Below are 18,118 nucleotides of genomic sequence, written 5' to 3'. Positions count from 1 at the left end.
ACATATCTTTTTTATTACGGGAATACCTACATTTCAACTAAATAACAGTTAAATTTGGTTGTTTAAATCTAAAACAATGAATGCTGAAAATCAACCTAATATTCCGCCTATTCAAACTAAAGAAACTACTCAACTCAAACTAAAAAAGGGAGTTCCAAAATCTAAAGATGAAGCAATAAAAGAAGAATTACAACCAAACCCTACAACACCTATTGATCAGAACTCAATAAAAAAACTTGCCAATAAAGCCAAAGATGTATTATCTATTCCTGATTTTATCCATAAAACATTGGCTTCAATATCTATTTTTGTCCCGTTTATATTTCTTACCATAGGTGCATCACTACAAATAAACTCTCTTAACTCAATTGGAAAATCGTATATACGCTTCTTTTCTTACTCGCAACTACTTTCTGATAGTTTATTCTTTTTTTCGATTATTATAAGCAAAACTTTTCCCTTCTTTTTAGGATTTTTATACTCATTCGTATCTAATTATTTAAGAAATCTCATTGTACCTAACGTGAAGCTTTCGGAGCTTGATGATGAGAAACTTGCATTAATTTTATTTGAATTAATTAGTGAAGTTTTAATAATAATGGTTTTACTAAAACAATTTTATTCATCCCCAGAAGAATTAAAAAATGTATATGCATTAGCTACATTTGGCTATTCAATATCGTTTTTTTATAGGATATTTTTTAAAAGAAAAAAAAGAAAAAAAACTAACTTAGAAGAAAATGGATTTGAAAATTTGAAATATAAAGAAGGTTGTGCAATAATGATTCTTTTGTTTTTGATTCTGGGGTTTGGGGCTTTTATTTATAATTCAACAATTTTCTTTAATTCAATTTATGATGGATATAAAGAGACTCAAAATTCAAATTTACCCAACAATACAAATTTTATTAAGTTACATAATCGATATAAAACTCAAAACATACAATATAACCTTCTTTATTTCAATGATCAATATATTTTTATTGGATTAGATAAAGATACAACAATAGCTTATAATAAAAATATAAATTTAGCTTTTCCAGTTAGAAAAATAGAAATTCTTCGTTTTGAAGAACTATTCAAACCTGAGGAAAAATAATTGTATTCCAGTTAGGTTTAATTTTAATTCCGTTATAGTGCTAGCCGTTGTTGCAAAGGCATCTATAAAAAGGTATTAAAGTGAAACAAAAATTTAATCGTTAGCAATCACCTTTATCATTTTGTAGAGAGGGAATTTTTGGTCGGCAGAAACAACGGATATTCCTGTACTTGCAGATTGAGCAATAATCATCCTATCAAAAATATCACTATGGTTTTCAACAGGCTGAATTTCATAAAATCTTTGACAATGTTGTGTAGTAATATTAAGCACTTGAACTCTTAATTCAATAAGAGCTTCATCCCAAAAGTCTGCTAATGGCTTTTTGATTTTGAGTGCTTTTGGTTTTGTTTCAAACAAATAAGCAGTTTCCCAAATGGAAACAGCACTTATAAACAAGTTGTTGTTTGGATTTTCAAGAATTTTTTTTGTTTTTCTACCAATTTTTTCTTCTTCTGTTACAGCCCAAAGAAAAATATGAGTATCTAAAAGTAAATTCATTTATTTCAAATCTTCTTCAAAAAGTTCATCTGTAATTGTAACATAATGTTTTGCAAATCCAAAATTCCTTTTTGGCAAACCATCAACTTTATTTTTCTTATTTTTGACTGATACCTTTTGCTTAGGTAACTCATTCATTTGTTTGAATAATAATTCCATCTTTTCATTATTTTATTTGCAAAGAAAACAAATTTTATTGATAATTGTTCCATAATCAGATGATTAAGAAATAGTTTTAATACCTTTTTTACTATTATTTTCCCCACCCCTTTCATATCTTCCAAGAGCTTCTTAGATTTACGTATTCAACCTAAAATCTAACAAACTTATCATGGACATTGCCAAGGCTCAAGCACTTCGAGAAGAAATCGTTTCTTATTTAAACAATGGTTTATTACCTTTTTGGATTTCCCGCACTGTTGATACACAATACGGTGGTTTTCTCACACATTTTGACGAATTTGGAAATGATTCGGGCGAAGATGAAAAATCATTGATTGCTCAATCTCGGTCGGTTTTTACTTATTCTTCTGCCCATCGTGCAGGCTATGGCGGTGGAAAATTGGCAGAAATGGCTCGCCACGGTGTTGATTTCCTCCTCAATAAAATGTGGGACGAAGAACATGGCGGTTTTTATTGGATGATGAATCGCAAAGGCGAAGTAGTGATTGATGAAAAAATCGTGTATGGACATAGTTTTGCTATTTATAGTTTGAGCGAATACACCCTCGCTACTGGCGACCCACGAGGTCGTGAATATGCCGAAAAAGTATTCGATTTGTTACAAAAACATGCCGTTGATACATTTTATGGTGGCTATTGGGAAATGTTTCATCGAAACTGGGAATTAAAAGGGCCAGGTGCTGCAGGTGGCGACCGCAAAACGCTCGATGCTCACATGCACTTGATGGAAGCATTTACAACACTTTATGAATGTACAGGTCAACAAGTACATCGCCGTAAATTATTGGAATCAATAGAATTATTGACCAAGAAAATCATGCACCCAAAATATGGCACAGGAATTCCACAGTTTTGGGCAGATTGGACAGTTGCTCCACAGATAAAATTTGATATTGTTTGGGGCTGGGATAGATTCAGTGAAGATGGACAAAAAGCATCTGCCGAAGATAATACCAGCTATGGACACAATGCCGAGTTTGCATGGTTATTGATGCACGCACTCGATATTTTGAAATTGCCTTATGATTTGCACCACGAACAAATCCAAAAATCATTTAGCCATTCAGTTGACAATGGTATTGATTGGGAATTTGGTGGTGTTTTTGTAGAAGGCTCTCACGCAGGTGAAGTGTATGACCGAGAAAAAGAATTTTGGCAACAAGCCGAAATGTTGATTGGTATGTTAGATGCTTACCGTTATCTGAAAGATGAAAAATATTGGAATGCCTATGTAAATGTGCATCGCTTTGTTTTTGATAAAATGATCAACCACAAATTGGGTGAATGGTGGCCATTGATGACTCGCCAAGGCGAACCAATTTGGAGACACATGAGTCATTCATGGAAAATCAACTACCACGATGTGCGATCAATGGTTCAATCAGTCGTACGATTAGATAAATTATTGGGAAAATAAGCATATTTTTGGCGTCTAAACAATAAATTAAATTTTTTAAAAAGCAATAGAATTGATTGAACTTGTATATTACAAGCATTCAATCTTACATATTGGTTCAAATTAGATCTCTTGAGTTAAAAATATGTAATTCTATTAGTCATGAATTTAAAAAAAGTGCTTTTCTTGCTTTATTTTATAATGGTGGCTCTTGATATTTATGGTCATATAAGCAAACATTATTGGTTAGTCTATATTTTTAAAGCATTGGAAATGCCTTTACTCGCTTATTATTATTATCAAGCAAAAGCTCCTAAATTAGAGATTTTAGATAAACTTTTATTACTATATTTGGGTGTATCATGCTTTGGTATCAATGTAAGCTATTTATTCAATCAAAATGCAGTTCTCATCAATTTTATAACAATTATTTTCATTATTGAAGGTCAAATAAATCTTTTTATTCTATCAAAACTTAATAGCTATTTAGGCACAAATAATGACTATGATTTATGGCGAATCGGTGTGTCATTAATAGTTGCACTGGGTTTTATTTATATAATTTTCCCTAAGTTTGCCACAATTACTCAAGTTTTATCAATGATTGTAATGTTACAATTGGGTCTTACTTGTATTTATGGATTATTTAAGAAGGGAATTAATATGAATATTTCATGGAGCATTATGGCTAATATTTTATCCAATATTTTATCAGTAAGTATCGTTTTTCTAAAGCCTCTTATCTATGACTATCTTTGGATTATGGGACTTGTTTATATTTCCAAAATTCTGTTTGTAGAAGGCGTTCTTAAAACATCAAGATCTCTTAATAGATTATGAATGTAATTCTTACTCAATCCATGAAGATAAAACCAAACTAATTTACTAATTTTCTAACCGTAATAATAACAACTATTTTTTGTTCAAATACTGAATTATTCAACCAAAAATTACATAAACAATGAATACAAACTCTTCACGTCGTTCGGTACTAAAAAATATTTTAGGCAGTGCGGCTGTTATTTCTGCTCCAATGACTTTCAGCGAAGCCTTTGCAGCCAATGAAAAAGTGCTTGGAGCTGAGTTAAATGGCAAAATCAATCATTCGGTTTGTCGTTGGTGTTATGGCAAAATCCCGTTGGAAGAACTTTGCCAAGCCGCAGTAGCAATGGGACTTAAATCAATTGAGTTGCAAGGTCCTGACGAATGGCCAATATTGAAAAAATATGGTTTAACATGTGCGATGGCATGGGGTGCTGGCAAAGGTATCAATGATGGATTCAACGAACTCAAACTTCATGATGAACTCGTTGCAAGTTATGAAGCAATTTTTCCAAAATTAAAAGAAGCAGGTTTAAATAATGTCATTTGTTTTTCAGGAAATCGAAAGGGAATGTCTGACGAACAAGGTCTTGAAAACTGTGCTATCGGACTCAAAAGACTCATGCCTTCGGCCGAAAAATATGGCATTACAGTAACCATGGAGCTACTCAATAGCAAAGTAAATCATAAAGATTATATGTGCGATTTGACAAAATGGGGTGTGGCTTTGTGTGATAAAGTTGGGTCTGATAGATTCAAATTGCTTTATGATATTTATCACATGCAAATCATGGAAGGTGATGTAATTGCAACGATAAAAAAATATAATAAGTATTTTTCTCATTATCACACAGGTGGCGTACCAGGACGTGCCGAAATTGATGATACACAAGAATTAAACTACCCAGCTATCATCAAAGCTATTGTTGAAACAGGTTATAAAGGCTATATTGGACAAGAATTTGTGCCAAAACGCCCCGATGCACTTGCTTCGCTCAAACAGGGAGTAACGATTTGTGATATAGCTTAAAAAGATAAATAATAATAAATCTTATGCTGGTACATGCTTTTCGAGTGTGTACCAGTTTATTGTTTGACAGAATCCAACCCTTAACAAATGCCTATTCAAACCCAAGAAATTGAACAAATTTTTCAGCAAACAAGTAAACTCCGCATCGGTGTGATAGGTGATTTTGCTGTCGATTTTTATTATGGAATCAATCAACAAACCCAAGAGTTTTCGGTAGAAACAAATAAGGAAGTTTTTTGGGGAATTCAACCTTATACTTCTTTAGGTGCAGCAGGAAACGTTGTTCAAAATTTGACAGCTTTAGGCGTTCAAAATGTTCAGGTTTTTGGATGTGTTGGGAATGATATTTTTGGTCGTGAAATGCGACATTTATTCCAAACTTTAGGTGTTAATTCTCAGCATCTCAAAACTATCTCAAATGGCTGGGATACTTGTACTTATACCAAGCCCATGTCGCAGAATGGCGAAGAAAATCGTTTAGATTTTGGTACGAATAATCAACTTTCAGAAGATATTTTTACAGAAATTCTTGCAGAACTGCAAGCATCATTGCGGCAATTGGATGTGCTGATTATTAATCAACAATTCCCCAATCCATTGCTTACGCCACAGCGTATCCAGCAGCTCAATGCCATTATTACACAATTCCCAGATTGCCTTTATGTAGCAGATTTACGTGCTTATGGTCTGCATATTAAAAATGTAGTTTTAAAGGTTAATACAGAAGAATTAGCTCGATTGGTAAGTATTTCGGAAATAGATGAAGCTGATGAAAAAACTTGCATTGAGTATGGAAAAAAACTTTTAGACCAGTTAGGCGGTTCGCTTGTCATTACAAGAGGTGAGTATGGGATTTTATGTTTAGATGCCAATGAAAGTCAAAGTGTAAAGGCATTACCACTTAAAGGCGAACTCGACACCGTAGGTGCAGGAGATACGGTTGTAGCAGCATTTTCAGCAAGTAGGGGAGCAGGAGCAACGATACTTGAATCGCTTGAAATAGCTAATTTAGCTGCAGCCGTAACAGTTCAGAAATTACGACAAACAGGTACTGCCAATTTACAAGAGATTTTAGAGCAGATTGCTGTAAATTAATTTTGTGATAAATGCCCTTTCATAAAATCACTTACTAAATAGGCGATGAGTTTACCCGTAGAGAAACTTTCTTGGCCTGTGGCTAATCTACTTGCTCCTTCGCATATATGTAGATAAGCAGCGTTTGTTGATATAGCAGTTTGGTGCATGTATTTACGTGCATGCGTTGTAGAGATTCCACAAGGTGTCATGGCACTGGAAAGGACATTTTCGATGCAATCTAAATCTAATTCTATGCCTGTTGGAGCATCTTTCGTAAATGCAATTGCTTGTTGAATAGCTTCTTTGAAAGTCAGGTTTTCTCTTAAAAAAATATCTTCCCAAAACGAAAATTGAATAGTTGGATTTTTTTCAATCTCATCAAGGATATTTTGAGAATTATAGTTTTCGTGTAAACCTACAATAGCATATTTTTGTAGAAAACCTTCTTCATAAGCATATCTAAAACCGTTGCCGCTGTGTCGTCCCTCTTTTGCTCTAAAATCACTATGAGCGTCTAAATTAATCGCATTAATCGCTCGTTTTTTTGATTGACTCATGCCTTTAATAATGGGATAAGCATTATTATGTCCACCGCCAATAACAATCGGTATCTTGCCTAAATTTGCTATTTCATTAATTATTTTAACGACCTCATTATCTATGATTTCAACGCTTGCGGAGCTAATATTTTCATTCAATTCACCAAAAGAAATGCTACCATAAATGCCGATTTCAGAGCCTGTCAATAGATTTGTACTTTGAATATTTAGCAGTGCTGACAAGAAACTTCCCCAAACTGTATGTGTACCACCAATACCTTGATTGACTCGCACACCAATATCTTCGGCAATGCCCAAAAGTACAAATTGTACTTTCTCTGCTCGCCAATCAAGACTGATTTTTTCACCCAGTTTTGTTTCTCCCGTACGAGTTTTGGTGATTTGGCTTAAATCTCCCTGCTGATATATTTTTAGATTTGGCATATTTTACTGAAATTTTCCTCGAATCATGACTTGATCAATTAAGTTTTCACCAAAAGAATAGGGGAGATAAGCTAGTGAAGGCATATTTTTGGTAAAAATCAAATTAGCTAATTTGCCTTTCGTAATACTTCCCACTTCATTAGCTACTTCCATGGCGTAGGCTCCATTTAAAGTAGTTGCATTGATGGCTTCTTCGGGAGTCATTTTCATTTGGATACAACTCAAAGCTATCAAAAATGGCACATTTCCACTTGGCGAAGAGCCAGGATTGTAATCGCTTGCCAAGGCAATCGCTACATTTGCATCAAGCATTTGCCGAGCAGGGGGATAAGCCATTCTCAGGAAAAATGCTGCCGATGGTAAAAGTGTTCCGATTGTATTTGAGTTTTTTAAATACTCGATTTCTTCATTTCCCATGGTTTCTAAATGGTCAACCGAAATGGCTTGGTGTTTTACTCCCACTTGCACCCCACCTGAAAGATGTAGCTGATTGGCATGAATTTTTGGTTTTAGACCATAATGCTTGCCTGCTTCTAAAATTTGCTCAGTTTCGGCTATGGAAAAGAAGCCTTCTTCACAAAAAACATCAATATAATCTGCCAACTTTTCTTCAGCAATGATAGGTAACATTTCATCAATTATTTGTCTGATATAACCTTGATGATTGTTTTTAAATAGAGTAGGATAGGTGTGTGCTGCTAAAAATGTAGCTTTTATAAGCAAATCTGACTCTTTTTTGAGTTTTTTAATCACTCGAAGCATTTTTAATTCCCCTGCCACACTTAGTCCATATCCACTTTTGATTTCGATTGCTCCAGTACCTAATTTTTTTATAGCTTCTATGCGATTCCATGCTTGTTCAAAAAGCTCTTCTTCTGAAGTTTCATTGAGTTTCTTGGCAGAGTTTAAAATACCTCCTCCATTTTTTGCAATTTCTTCATAGCTTACACCTTTTATTTTTTGAATAAACTCATTTTCTCTACTTCCTGCATACACAATATGAGTGTGCGAATCGCACCAAGCAGGTATTACAAAAGCATTTTTAGCATCATAAATATCGTTGGTTTCATTACTCAAATCTAAGTCTTTCATCAAACCATAATCTATTATCTTTTCACCTTCAATTCTTAAAAAAGCGTTTTCAAGAAACGGTAAAATAGCCATTTCTTTACCTCTCAGCAATTGAGGGTTTCTTCTTATTCCAACTAATTGTTTGATATTGATTATTAACATTTTTTATACGCTGCGAAAAACCTGAAAGGTCTGGGCGACCCCGTCATTTTTAGACCATGCAGGTTTGGTTTGGAGTGAATTGTGGCACATCTCAAAGATGTGCCACAATTTTCTACGAAAGTCTTTCTTTCAAATCTAAACGATGCTTGCGAGCCATATCTTTGGCAATATCATAACCTGCGTCGGCGTGACGAATGACACCCATCGCAGGGTCATTGTGGAGTACTCGTTTCAACCTTTTGGCTGCATCTTCAGTGCCGTCAGCTACGATGACCATTCCTGCATGAATCGAATAACCCATACCCACACCACCACCGTGATGCAGCGAAACCCAACTTGCTCCGCCCGCAGTGTTGATTAAAGCATTCAAAACTGGCCAGTCAGCTATCGCATCTGAACCGTCAAGCATAGCTTCTGTTTCTCGGTTAGGCGATGCAACCGAACCTGTGTCGAGATGGTCTCTGCCAATTACCAAAGGTGCTTTTACTTTGCCTGTTTTGACTAATTCATTGAATGCCAAACCTGCTTTTTCTCTTTCTCCTTGTCCCAACCAACAGATTCTTGCAGGAAGTCCTTGAAAAGCAATGCGTTCTTGTGCCATCCTCATCCAACGTTTCAAAGATTCGTTTTCAGGAAATAAAGAAAGTATTAATTCATCGGTTACTTTAATATCTTCAGGGTCTCCTGAAAGGGCTGCCCAACGGAAAGGTCCTTTGCCTTCACAAAACAACGGACGAATGTAAGCAGGTACAAATCCTGGAAAATCAAAAGCATTTTTTAGACCTTGTTCATAAGCTCTTCCTCGTAAATTGTTGCCATAATCAAAGGTAATGGCCCCTTTTTGCTGCAATTCTAACATTAATTCTACGTGTAATCGCATCGAATGATTCGCCATTTCGAGGTATTGTGCAGGATTTGTCTGGCGTAAAACATTGGCTTGTTCCAAAGAAATTTCATGAGGAAAATAGCCAATAATTGGGTCGTGGGCAGAAGTTTGGTCTGTTAAAATATCGGGTATAATATTTCTCTCAATACATCTTTGTAGCAAGTGAATAATATTACATTTTACACCAACAGACAAAGCTTCACCGTTGATTTTTGCCTCAATGGCTCGGTCGATTGCCTCATCAATATCGGTAAAATAGATATCTAAATAGCGAGTTTCGATACGTTTTTGAATTCGCCATTCTTCTACTTCAGCTACTAAACATACACCATCGTTCATCGTAACTGCTAAGGGTTGAGCACCACCCATGCCACCCAAACCTGCGGTGATTGAAAGGGTATTCTTTAAGGTGTTGCGGTTCGCCGCCCGTTCAAAATGCTTTTTGGCGATTGCCGAAAAAGTTTCATAAGTACCTTGAACAATGCCTTGCGAGCCAATATAAATCCATGAACCAGCAGTCATTTGACCATACATCATCAAACCTTTTTGCTCTAATTCATTGAAATGTTCCCAATTAGCCCATTTGGGTACAAGCTGAGAGTTGGAAATCAATACTCTTGGAGCATCTTTATGGGTAGGCAGAATCCCTACAGGTTTCCCTGACTGAATCAATAAAGTTTCATCGTCTTCTAAATTTTGTAAAGCCTTGATAATCAAATCTAAAGCTTCAATATTACGGGCCGCTTTTCCTCTACCGCCATAAACAATGAGGTCTTCTGGACGTTCGGCAACATCAGGGTCGAGGTTGTTCAATAACATTCTCAATGCTGCTTCTTGTACCCAACCTTTGCAAGTGAGTTTACTTCCAGTTGGGGTTTTATATTTTACAAAATCGTAGGTGTTTGCTATGGGTTTCATAATTATTGATAGAAAAATTAATTTTTATACAATGTCTTGCAAAAACTCAACCGCCTGTTTTATATCATTATGCAGTACTCGGTCGGAATCATTGAAAGACACTTTTTTACGGAAATCTTCATAAATATCTTCCACGATTGTTGAACTTTTTAAAGGTCTTCTGAATGCAAGAGCTTGGGTGGCTGTGAGCAATTCGATTGCTAAAATTCGCTCTACATTATTCAACACCCGCATACATTTAGTAGCAGCATTTGCTCCCATACTTACGTGGTCTTCTTGCCCATTTGATGAGACAATTGAGTCAATACAAGCAGGTGTACAGAGTTGCTTGTTTTCGCTTACGATACCAGCCGCAGTATATTGTGGAATCATCAGGCCAGAATGTAAACCTGAATTTTTAACCAAAAACAAAGGCAAACCCCGTTGTCCTGAAAGTAATTGGTAAGTGCGTCTTTCTGAAATACTACCGATTTCAGCCATTGCCATACACATCAAATCAAATGCTAAAGCCAATGGTTGTCCATGAAAATTTCCGCCAGAAAGTATCAAATCATCTTCAGGGAAAATATTTGGATTATCGGTTACAGCATTGATTTCTTGTAAGAAAGTTTTATTCACAAAATCAATCGAATCTTTGCTTGCTCCGTGTACTTGTGGAATACAACGAAAAGAGTAAGGGTCTTGTACCTGTGTTTTTGTTTGATGTGCTATTTGACTGTTTATCAGGATTTTACAAATATCTCCAGCCGTTTCTACTTGTCCTTGATGTGGGCGTATGGAATGAATTTTTGGATGAAAAGGTTGTAAGGAACAATCAAAAGCATCAATTGAAATAGCGGCAATTAAATCGGCTATTTTTAGTAATTTTTGTGCTTTTAATAAGACATTAATGCCATAAGCTGCCATGAATTGTGTGCCATTGATAAGAGCAATTCCTTCTTTGCTTTGTAACTCGATAGGCTGCCAACCAAATTGCTCTAAAACATCTTTTGATGCTCGTTTTTTGCCTTTGAAATATACTTCTCCCAAACCAATCAAAGGCAAAGCTAAATGTGAAAGTGGAGATAAGTCGCCCGAAGCACCGAGCGACCCTTGTGTATAAATAATAGGCGTAATATCATAATTATAAAAATCAATCAATCGCTGAACAGTTTGCTCTTGCACGCCCGAATGTCCATAAGAAAGTGATTGTATTTTTAGAAAAAGCATCCATTTAACGATTTCATGCGGCACTTCTTCACCTAAGCCACAAGCATGAGATTGCAATAAATTATATTGTAATTGGGCAATCTGCGTTTTATCAATCGCCACATTTTGTAAGAAACCAAACCCAGTATTGATGCCATAAAAAAGACAATCAGAATTATCTAATTTCTCATCAAGGTAATTGCGACAAGTATTGATTTGCTGGCGTGCTTCTTCTGAAAGTACCAAATCATGCTTGTGATGAGCTATTTTTTGTAGAGTTTTTATATCTAACCAATCATTATTGATAAAATGAAGGGCTTTATCGATTGTTGTTGCTACCATTTTTTTGAGATATAAGATATGGGATTCGAGACTGGAGATTTCAGATTCTCTTATCTCGAATCTCGTATCTTTCTGAATACAAAATTCGAGCTTTCATTTAATAATAAAAAATAGTATTTTTGTATATTATTAATAACTTTTATTGATTAATGGAACTTCGACAATTACGCTATTTTCTGATGCTTGCCCATGAACTGCACTTCAAACGTGCTGCTGACAAGCTATTTATTGTGCAACCAGCACTCACCAAACAGATTCAAGATTTGGAGGTAGAATTGGGTATTAAGCTTTTTGACAGAAACAAACGTAATGTGAAACTTTCGGTAGCAGGTGAGTTTTTTAGAAATGAAATTTCTAAAGTATTTGAGAGTTTAGAAAAAGCAAAGAATGAAGTAAAACAAGTAGAATTGGGACAAAAAGGCGAAGTTAAAATAGGCTATGTAGGTTCGTGTATTCATACTTTTTTGCCTGATTTATTAGCTAAATTGCATAATATATTTCCAGAAATTCACACTTATCTATCAGAAATGACTTCGGCTTCGCAGCTTTTGGCTATCCAAAAAGGCGAGTTGGATATTGCTTTTTTACGAAATCCACCAATGAATAAACGCTTTCAACAGCAATTGGTTTTTCAAGAAAACTTTGCTTTAGTTTTGCCCCAAAATCATTTTTTGAATGAATCAAATTTTGAATCAATGGCTCAGGTGGCGAATGAAAAGTTTATTTTGCCTACTAAATCTGATGGTGAAATTTATCATAATATTCAGTGGAGTATTTGTGAAGATGCAGGGTTTTTGCCACAGATTTCGCATGAAACTGTGCATGGCTATACGACATTGAAATTGGTTGAAAATAATCTGGGTATTTCGCTGATTCCGATTTCTTTTAGTCGTGTTACGAATGCTAATATTAGATTCATTGAGTTGAAAAATATTCCTCAAAAAGCAGAAATAACAGCTTTGTGGAACCCTCAAAGCCCAAATCCGAGTTTAAAGAGATTTTTGGAGATGATTTAATACGAATAATTTGACAATTTGGAGATTTGGAAATTTGAAGATGTAGGTATTTAATTGATTGATACTATTTTGATAGCAAATTTCCTGTAATTTTCCTAGCATTTTACATTTACTCATTTATTGATAAATATTTGCGTAAAATATAAATAACCATCATTTCTACGTACAATACCAACACCTGTAAGGGTATATTTCCCTTCAATATTTTGGCGATGACCAGGACTTTGAATCCAGCGATTGACTACTTCTTGTGCTGTAAATTTTCCATAAGCCACATTTTCAGCAATAGCATTTGAGCCTGTTATCTGACTCATTATCCTTTTAGCTCTACCGTCGAAACCATCATGTCCGAAAGCTATTTTTTCATCAGCTAAATTTTGGCTATGTCGCAACGCTTCTGCCGTAATCAAGGGAAACATTTGAAGAGGAGCTAAACCTTTACTTTTTCGGTATAGATTTACATAATCTAAAACAGATTGCTGTAATAGCTCTTCTTTTTGTTGAAGAGGTGTTGCTTGCTGTTGTAGTGATTCGCCTTCGCTAGTTTGCTCAGAAGGTTGAGAACACGCCTGAATAGTAAAGAATAAAGCAGAAATGAGGACAAAAGCAATCGTTTTTTTCATAATAGGAATTTCAGTTCTTAGTCCTAACGTAATTGATAGGGTTGTCTATTGTGTGTTTTGTAATTTATAAATAAAAAAGCTTAGAAGGATGATAACAGAGTCATTTTTAAATTTTTTTATTAATTTCTTCCACAAATTGTTTTAAGTAAAATTTATAGTTTATTTTTATGGGAAGAAAGGTAAAAGCCTTCTAATCAACCTCAATCTATAAAAACCTAATGCGTAAGACTTTCATTTTATTAAGTTTTCTGCTGATTGGTGCTATTGTCAATAAAACTTTAGCTCAAGCAAAAAACAAACCACTCATTGTGTTTGTGACTGGTGACCACGAGTATAGTGGCGAATTTACCCTTCCGCTCATTGCTGCTGAACTTGAAAAAAATTATGGTTTTCGAACTAAAGTTCTGAAGGCGTACCCTAATCAAAATGCCGAGAAAAATATCCCGGGTTTGGAGGCTTTACAAGAAGCGGACTTGGCGGTTTTTTATCTCCGTTGGCGACAATTACCTCCCGACCAACTCGAATACATTGATAAGTATTTAAAATCAGGAAAACCCATCATGGGATTCCGAACAACAACCCATGCTTTTAATTATCCCACTGGCGATGCTTCCGAAAAATGGAATGCTTTTGGCGAATTTGCTCTGAATGCTCCTCCAGGCTGGGGTGGGAAAGCCGCTCACACGCACTATGGTCATGAAAGTAGTACTGATGTTTCTGTTATTCCTGCTGCAAAAAATCATCCAATTCTCACAGGCGTGGCTCCAAGTTTTCATGTAAGATCATGGCTTTATCGAGTTTTACCCGATTATCCAACCAAAGGCTCTGAGTGGCTATTGATGGGAAAATCAGTCAATCCTGACAAAGCAGCTATCGAAAACCCTGTAGCATGGACTGGCACAAATTCTTTTGGTGCGAAGGTTTTTACTACTACAATGGGTCATCCTGAAGATTTTCAAGTGGAAGCATTTCAAAGACTTGTTATTAATGCTATCCATTGGGAATTAGGTAAAAAAGTTCCTAAAAAATGGAAGGGTAGAATAGATATTAATGTTCCTTATCGTGGCATGGTCAAATAAAACCAATGAGTGAATTAATGAATGAGAGAATGAGTGAATATTCATAGAGTGCTGTAAATTGAATAATTCGTCATTACTATCTAATAGTTTTCACTCGAAAAATAATCTTAAAACTCATGAAGCTCAATATCAAAATATTACTTAGCATATTCGTACTGACAGTTTTTTTGGTCAGTTCGTTTCTTCCTGTTCCACCAGAAACTATCAAAATAGAAAAAGGAAGTCATATATCGCTCATTGGTGGAAATCTTGGTTCACGGATGATGAACTACGACCATTTCGAGACCGAAATGCACGTGCGTTATCCTGATAATTCTTTATTCATTCGTAATATGTGCGATGGTGGCGATACGCCAGGTTTTCGTCCACATGCCAGTCGAAATCTACCGTGGGCTTTTCCCGGAGCAGAAAAATTTCAGACTGAATATGCTACAAATTCAAATAGTGAAGGACATTTTGATTATCCTGACCAATGGCTTACTCGCCTAAAAACCGACGTTATCATTGCATTTTTTGGTTACAGCGAATCCTTTCAAGGTAAAGCAGGCTTAGCTAATTTTAAAGCTGAATTGGATGCTTTCATTAAATATACATTAAGTCAAAAATATAATGGTGTTGCTGCTCCTCGATTGGCGATTGTTTCACCTATTGCTTTTGAAGATTTGACAAGTAAGTATGATTTGCCAAATGGTGTGAAAGAAAACGAAAATTTGTTGCTTTATACCAATGCCGTGCGTGAGGTTTGTAGTCAAAATAAGGTGTTATTTGTCGATGCTTTTACGCCTTCAAAAAGTTGGTATGCAAGCACTACCGAACCTTTGACCATTGATGGCTCACAACTCAATGAAGAAGGATATAAAAAATTAGGTGTTTTACTTTCGGACAAAATTTTTGGTAAAACACCTGCGAAAGCAGAAGAACGCCGTCAGCAGATTTATGATGCGGTGATGGAAAAAAACTGGATGTGGCATAACGACATAAAGATTCCCAATGGCGTACATGCGTATGGTCGCCGCTATAACCCATTTGGCCCAGATAATTACCCTGCTGAAATTGAGAAGATTCGTCAAATGACTGATATTCGTGACAAGGCTATTTGGTTGGCAGCCTCGAAGGGAGAAAAAATGGATGTGGCTGCGGCAGATAAAAATACACGTACATTGCCACCAGTAACGACTAATTTTAATCCTGAAAAAAATGGTAGTTTGGAATACCTTTATGGACAAGATGCTTTAAATAAGCTAAAAGTACCTACTGGTTATAAAATCGAACTGTTTGCTTCTGAACAAGAGTTTCCAGACCTTTCAAAACCCATGCAAATGTCTTTTGATAATAAAGGTCGACTTTGGGTTGCTGTTATGCCGAGTTATCCGCATTATAAGCCAGGCGATGCAAAACCTAATGACAAACTTTTAATTTTGGAAGATACAAATAATGATGGTAAAGCTGATAAGCAGACCGTTTTTGCTGATGGTTTGCATCTGCCATTGGGCTTTGAAATTGCTCCTGAAGGTGTCTATATTTCTCAAGGAACTAATCTGAAACTTTATACCGATACCAATGGTGATGATAAAGCTGATAAAGTAGAGATCCTACTAAGTGGCTTTGATGACCACGATACCCACCATAATAGCCATGCTTTTTGTGTTGATCCATCAGGAGCAATATATTCGGGTGAAGGTGTGTTTTTACATACAAATGTGGAAACTTCTTACGGAACTGTGCGGGCAACGAATGGTGGTTTTTATAGATATAGTCCGCAATTACATAAATTAGAACGAACTGCTCAACTTTCAATTCCAAATCCTTGGGGTATTGCTTTTGATGATTGGGGACAACCTTTTTTTGCTGAAACATCAAGTCCTGATGTGCGTTGGATGATGCCGGGGACGGTGCTTCCTCGTTACGGAGAAGCCACTCATAAAGGTGTTCAACTCATAGAAAAAGACCACATGGTTCGCCCAACTTCTGGACTTGAATTTGTATCAAGTCGTCATTTTCCTGAAGAAATTCAAGGTGATTTACTCATCAATAATACCATTGGTTTTTTAGGAATGAAAGAACACTCTTTGGTAGATGATGGCACAGGCTATAAAAGTAAACATCGGGTAGATTTGGTGGTAAGTGAAGATAGAAATTTCCGCCCTGTTGACATGGAATTTGCACCTGATGGGTCACTTTACTTGATTGATTGGCACAATATTTTGATTGGTCACATGCAACACAATGCTCGTGACCCTTTGCGTGACCATTCACACGGGAGAGTTTATCGCATTACTTATCCTTCAAGACCATTGGTGACACCCGCAAAGATTGACGGAGCAAGTGTAGAAACACTTTTGGATAATTTAAAACTTCCAGAATACCGTACTCGTTACCGCACTCGCCGTGAATTGAGAGGTAGAAGTGCCGCAGAGGTTTTACCGAAAATCACCAAATGGGTTGCAAGTTTAGATAAAAATGACCCTCGCTACGAGCATCATGTATTAGAAGCTCTTTGGGTAAGTTGGGGTTTAAATAAAGTTGACCAAAAATTGCTTCGCCAAATGCTGAAAGCTAAAGATTATCATGCAAGAGCTGCTGCAGTTGAAGTATTGCGTTTTACGGGGCATCAAGTACTTGACCAAGCTGCTTTGTTGATGCAAGCCGTGCGAGATGAAAATAGCAGGGTTCGTTTAGATGCAATTGTTGCAGCATCATGGATTGGCAAAGAAAAAGGTTTACCGATATTGGCAGAAGCCAAAAAGAAACCTTTAGATGATTGGATGATTCATGCTTACGAAACTGCCCTTGCACATCTAAAAGGCGAATCTGTTATGAAGAAAAAAGAAGCTGAGGTGGTATCTGTCTTAAAAGGTGAAGAATTGGCTCTTTTTAAATTAGGGAAAACAATTTACGCCAAAGAAGGATATTGTACAACTTGCCATCAGGCAGATGGAAATGGGCTTTCAGCTTCGGGATTTCCGCCATTAGCAGGTACAAAATGGGCAACAGGCAATGAAGACCGAGCGATCAAAATCGTACTGAAAGGTTTGCTTGGACAAATTGACGTCAATGGTAAAACATACCCTGGCCAAGTACCAATGACACCATTTGAAGGCTTGCTTAATGACAAAGAAGTAGCAGCAGTATTGACTTATGTAAGAAACTCATTTGGTAATAAAGCTTCCGCAATTTCGCCAGAAAAAGTAAAAGTAGTGAGAGCTTCAGTTGTGAAACAGAAAGATATTTATAATGTTTCAAAATTGCTTTTAGAGCATCCGATGGAATAAAAATTTCTTGTAAAAGGCATAAAAAAGGCACGTTTTTATTAAAACGTGCCTTTTTTTGTTGATTACTTGCCAAAAATCAAAGTTTTAGCACCACCATTTCCACCGCTTGATTTGGTGAATTTGAGAGTGGTATCTGTTTGTTCGCTCAAAATCCAGTCTTCGTTTATTTCAGCCAATGTATTATCAGTAGTAGCTATGACGATATTGTATTTTTGTTTACCACTATCCATCACTGTTGCATAAGTACCATTGTATTTGGTAGCATTACTTGTAACGATTATTTCACCAGTTGATTTAAATTCAAAACTATATGCAGTATAGCTACTTGTGCGATCACGGTTATTATTATCAATATATGATTTGATTTTCCAAATACCACTAATGCCAGTATTGCTGGGAGTTACATCGTTTGAAGTACAACTTGTTAGAATGGTTAAGAAAGAGAAGAAAATTACTAATTTTTTCATGAA

At 35.9% G+C, this 18,118-nt stretch carries 16 protein-coding genes; 8 read left to right on the top strand and 8 right to left on the bottom strand.

Annotated features, from left to right (window positions below; genetic code table 11):
• Nucleotides 1-76: 76 nt before the first annotated feature.
• On the top strand, nt 77-1,099 hold the full coding sequence (locus tag ACQUQZ_RS20040; protein WP_435356865.1) for a hypothetical protein: 1,023 nt from the start codon (nt 77-79) through the stop codon (nt 1,097-1,099).
• Between the two features lie 93 nt (nt 1,100-1,192).
• Here the strand turns inward: ACQUQZ_RS20040 and ACQUQZ_RS20035 are convergent, their stop codons facing one another.
• Both ACQUQZ_RS20035 and ACQUQZ_RS20030 read right to left on the bottom strand, forming a co-directional pair.
• Complete coding sequence (locus ACQUQZ_RS20035) at nt 1,193-1,600, bottom strand: type II toxin-antitoxin system VapC family toxin (protein ID WP_435356864.1); 408 nt, start codon at nt 1,598-1,600, stop codon at nt 1,193-1,195.
• Nucleotides 1,601-1,759 (bottom strand): hypothetical protein, encoded by a 159-nt coding sequence (locus ACQUQZ_RS20030; protein WP_435356863.1) that lies wholly within the window; start codon nt 1,757-1,759, stop codon nt 1,601-1,603.
• Between the two features lie 172 nt (nt 1,760-1,931).
• Here ACQUQZ_RS20030 and ACQUQZ_RS20025 point away from each other — a divergent pair, with 172 nt between their 5' ends.
• From ACQUQZ_RS20025 to ACQUQZ_RS20010, 4 genes are all read left to right on the top strand, one after another.
• Nucleotides 1,932-3,200, top strand: coding sequence for an AGE family epimerase/isomerase (locus ACQUQZ_RS20025; RefSeq protein ID WP_435356862.1), 1,269 nt, complete (start codon nt 1,932-1,934; stop codon nt 3,198-3,200).
• Nucleotides 3,201-3,341: 141 nt separating this feature from the next.
• Nucleotides 3,342-4,019: a hypothetical protein gene (locus ACQUQZ_RS20020; protein WP_435356861.1), complete on the top strand. Its 678-nt coding sequence runs from the start codon at nt 3,342-3,344 to the stop codon at nt 4,017-4,019.
• A gap of 121 nt (nt 4,020-4,140) precedes the next feature.
• The gene (locus ACQUQZ_RS20015) at nt 4,141-5,031 is read left to right on the top strand and encodes a hydroxypyruvate isomerase family protein (protein ID WP_435356860.1); all 891 of its coding nucleotides are present in this window, start codon (nt 4,141-4,143) and stop codon (nt 5,029-5,031) included.
• 87 nt (nt 5,032-5,118) lie between these two features.
• Nucleotides 5,119-6,126 (top strand): bifunctional heptose 7-phosphate kinase/heptose 1-phosphate adenyltransferase, encoded by a 1,008-nt coding sequence (locus ACQUQZ_RS20010; RefSeq protein WP_435356859.1) that lies wholly within the window; start codon nt 5,119-5,121, stop codon nt 6,124-6,126.
• Here ACQUQZ_RS20010 and ACQUQZ_RS20005 read toward each other — a convergent pair.
• The 4 genes from ACQUQZ_RS20005 to hutH form a co-directional block, all read right to left on the bottom strand.
• Entirely contained in the window at nt 6,123-7,091 is a 969-nt protein-coding gene (locus tag ACQUQZ_RS20005; RefSeq protein ID WP_435356858.1) for a formimidoylglutamase, read from the bottom strand. The two genes, ACQUQZ_RS20010 and ACQUQZ_RS20005, sit on opposite strands and share 4 nt — an antisense overlap.
• Before the next feature lie 3 nt (nt 7,092-7,094).
• The gene (gene hutI, locus ACQUQZ_RS20000; protein WP_435356857.1) at nt 7,095-8,324 is read right to left on the bottom strand and encodes an imidazolonepropionase; all 1,230 of its coding nucleotides are present in this window, start codon (nt 8,322-8,324) and stop codon (nt 7,095-7,097) included.
• 112 nt (nt 8,325-8,436) lie between these two features.
• Complete coding sequence (hutU, locus tag ACQUQZ_RS19995) at nt 8,437-10,128, bottom strand: urocanate hydratase (protein WP_435356856.1); 1,692 nt, start codon at nt 10,126-10,128, stop codon at nt 8,437-8,439.
• 24 nt (nt 10,129-10,152) lie between these two features.
• Nucleotides 10,153-11,658 carry a histidine ammonia-lyase gene (hutH, locus tag ACQUQZ_RS19990; protein WP_435356855.1) on the bottom strand — a complete coding sequence of 502 codons (1,506 nt, stop codon included), beginning with the start codon at nt 11,656-11,658 and terminating at the stop codon, nt 10,153-10,155.
• Nucleotides 11,659-11,807: 149 nt separating this feature from the next.
• On the opposite strand from hutH, the gene ACQUQZ_RS19985 reads away from it, so the two are divergent.
• Nucleotides 11,808-12,674 (top strand): LysR substrate-binding domain-containing protein, encoded by an 867-nt coding sequence (locus ACQUQZ_RS19985; protein ID WP_435356854.1) that lies wholly within the window; start codon nt 11,808-11,810, stop codon nt 12,672-12,674.
• Between the two features lie 113 nt (nt 12,675-12,787).
• On the opposite strand, the gene ACQUQZ_RS19980 is transcribed toward ACQUQZ_RS19985, so the two are convergent.
• A complete protein-coding gene (locus ACQUQZ_RS19980; RefSeq protein ID WP_435356853.1) occupies nt 12,788-13,297 on the bottom strand; it encodes a CAP domain-containing protein in 510 nt (169 codons plus the stop codon).
• Between the two features lie 218 nt (nt 13,298-13,515).
• Here ACQUQZ_RS19980 and ACQUQZ_RS19975 point away from each other — a divergent pair, with 218 nt between their 5' ends.
• Nucleotides 13,516-14,376, top strand: a complete 861-nt coding sequence (locus ACQUQZ_RS19975) for a ThuA domain-containing protein (RefSeq protein WP_435356852.1) — start codon at nt 13,516-13,518, stop codon at nt 14,374-14,376.
• A 116-nt stretch (nt 14,377-14,492) separates the two neighbouring features.
• A complete protein-coding gene (locus tag ACQUQZ_RS19970; RefSeq protein ID WP_435356851.1) occupies nt 14,493-17,648 on the top strand; it encodes a PVC-type heme-binding CxxCH protein in 3,156 nt (1,051 codons plus the stop codon).
• A 62-nt stretch (nt 17,649-17,710) separates the two neighbouring features.
• Here ACQUQZ_RS19970 and ACQUQZ_RS19965 read toward each other — a convergent pair whose 3' ends face one another.
• On the bottom strand, nt 17,711-18,115 hold the full coding sequence (locus tag ACQUQZ_RS19965; RefSeq protein WP_435356850.1) for a hypothetical protein: 405 nt from the start codon (nt 18,113-18,115) through the stop codon (nt 17,711-17,713).
• Nucleotides 18,116-18,118 lie beyond the last annotated feature (3 nt).

The sequence above is a fragment of the Emticicia sp. SJ17W-69 genome (assembly GCF_051209875.1).
Lineage (GTDB): Bacteria > Bacteroidota > Bacteroidia > Cytophagales > Spirosomataceae > Emticicia.
The sequence above is the reverse complement of the archived record's forward strand: the minus strand, read 5'-3'. Positions and strand labels throughout refer to the sequence as shown.

Bases quoted from the DNA above. Each gene is read 5' to 3' on its own strand.
- ACQUQZ_RS20040 (WP_435356865.1), top strand. From the start codon at position 77: ATGAATGCTGAAAATCAACCTAATATTCCGCCTATTCAAACTAAAGAA.
- ACQUQZ_RS20035 (WP_435356864.1), bottom strand. From the start codon at position 1,600: ATGAATTTACTTTTAGATACTCATATTTTTCTTTGGGCTGTAACAGAA.
- ACQUQZ_RS20030 (WP_435356863.1), bottom strand. From the start codon at position 1,759: ATGGAATTATTATTCAAACAAATGAATGAGTTACCTAAGCAAAAGGTA.
- ACQUQZ_RS20025 (WP_435356862.1), top strand. From the start codon at position 1,932: ATGGACATTGCCAAGGCTCAAGCACTTCGAGAAGAAATCGTTTCTTAT.
- ACQUQZ_RS20020 (WP_435356861.1), top strand. From the start codon at position 3,342: ATGAATTTAAAAAAAGTGCTTTTCTTGCTTTATTTTATAATGGTGGCT.
- ACQUQZ_RS20015 (WP_435356860.1), top strand. From the start codon at position 4,141: ATGAATACAAACTCTTCACGTCGTTCGGTACTAAAAAATATTTTAGGC.
- ACQUQZ_RS20010 (WP_435356859.1), top strand. From the start codon at position 5,119: ATGCCTATTCAAACCCAAGAAATTGAACAAATTTTTCAGCAAACAAGT.
- ACQUQZ_RS20005 (WP_435356858.1), bottom strand. From the start codon at position 7,091: ATGCCAAATCTAAAAATATATCAGCAGGGAGATTTAAGCCAAATCACC.
- hutI (WP_435356857.1), bottom strand. From the start codon at position 8,324: ATGTTAATAATCAATATCAAACAATTAGTTGGAATAAGAAGAAACCCT.
- hutU (WP_435356856.1), bottom strand. From the start codon at position 10,128: ATGAAACCCATAGCAAACACCTACGATTTTGTAAAATATAAAACCCCA.
- hutH (WP_435356855.1), bottom strand. From the start codon at position 11,658: ATGGTAGCAACAACAATCGATAAAGCCCTTCATTTTATCAATAATGAT.
- ACQUQZ_RS19985 (WP_435356854.1), top strand. From the start codon at position 11,808: ATGGAACTTCGACAATTACGCTATTTTCTGATGCTTGCCCATGAACTG.
- ACQUQZ_RS19980 (WP_435356853.1), bottom strand. From the start codon at position 13,297: ATGAAAAAAACGATTGCTTTTGTCCTCATTTCTGCTTTATTCTTTACT.
- ACQUQZ_RS19975 (WP_435356852.1), top strand. From the start codon at position 13,516: ATGCGTAAGACTTTCATTTTATTAAGTTTTCTGCTGATTGGTGCTATT.
- ACQUQZ_RS19970 (WP_435356851.1), top strand. From the start codon at position 14,493: ATGAAGCTCAATATCAAAATATTACTTAGCATATTCGTACTGACAGTT.
- ACQUQZ_RS19965 (WP_435356850.1), bottom strand. From the start codon at position 18,115: ATGAAAAAATTAGTAATTTTCTTCTCTTTCTTAACCATTCTAACAAGT.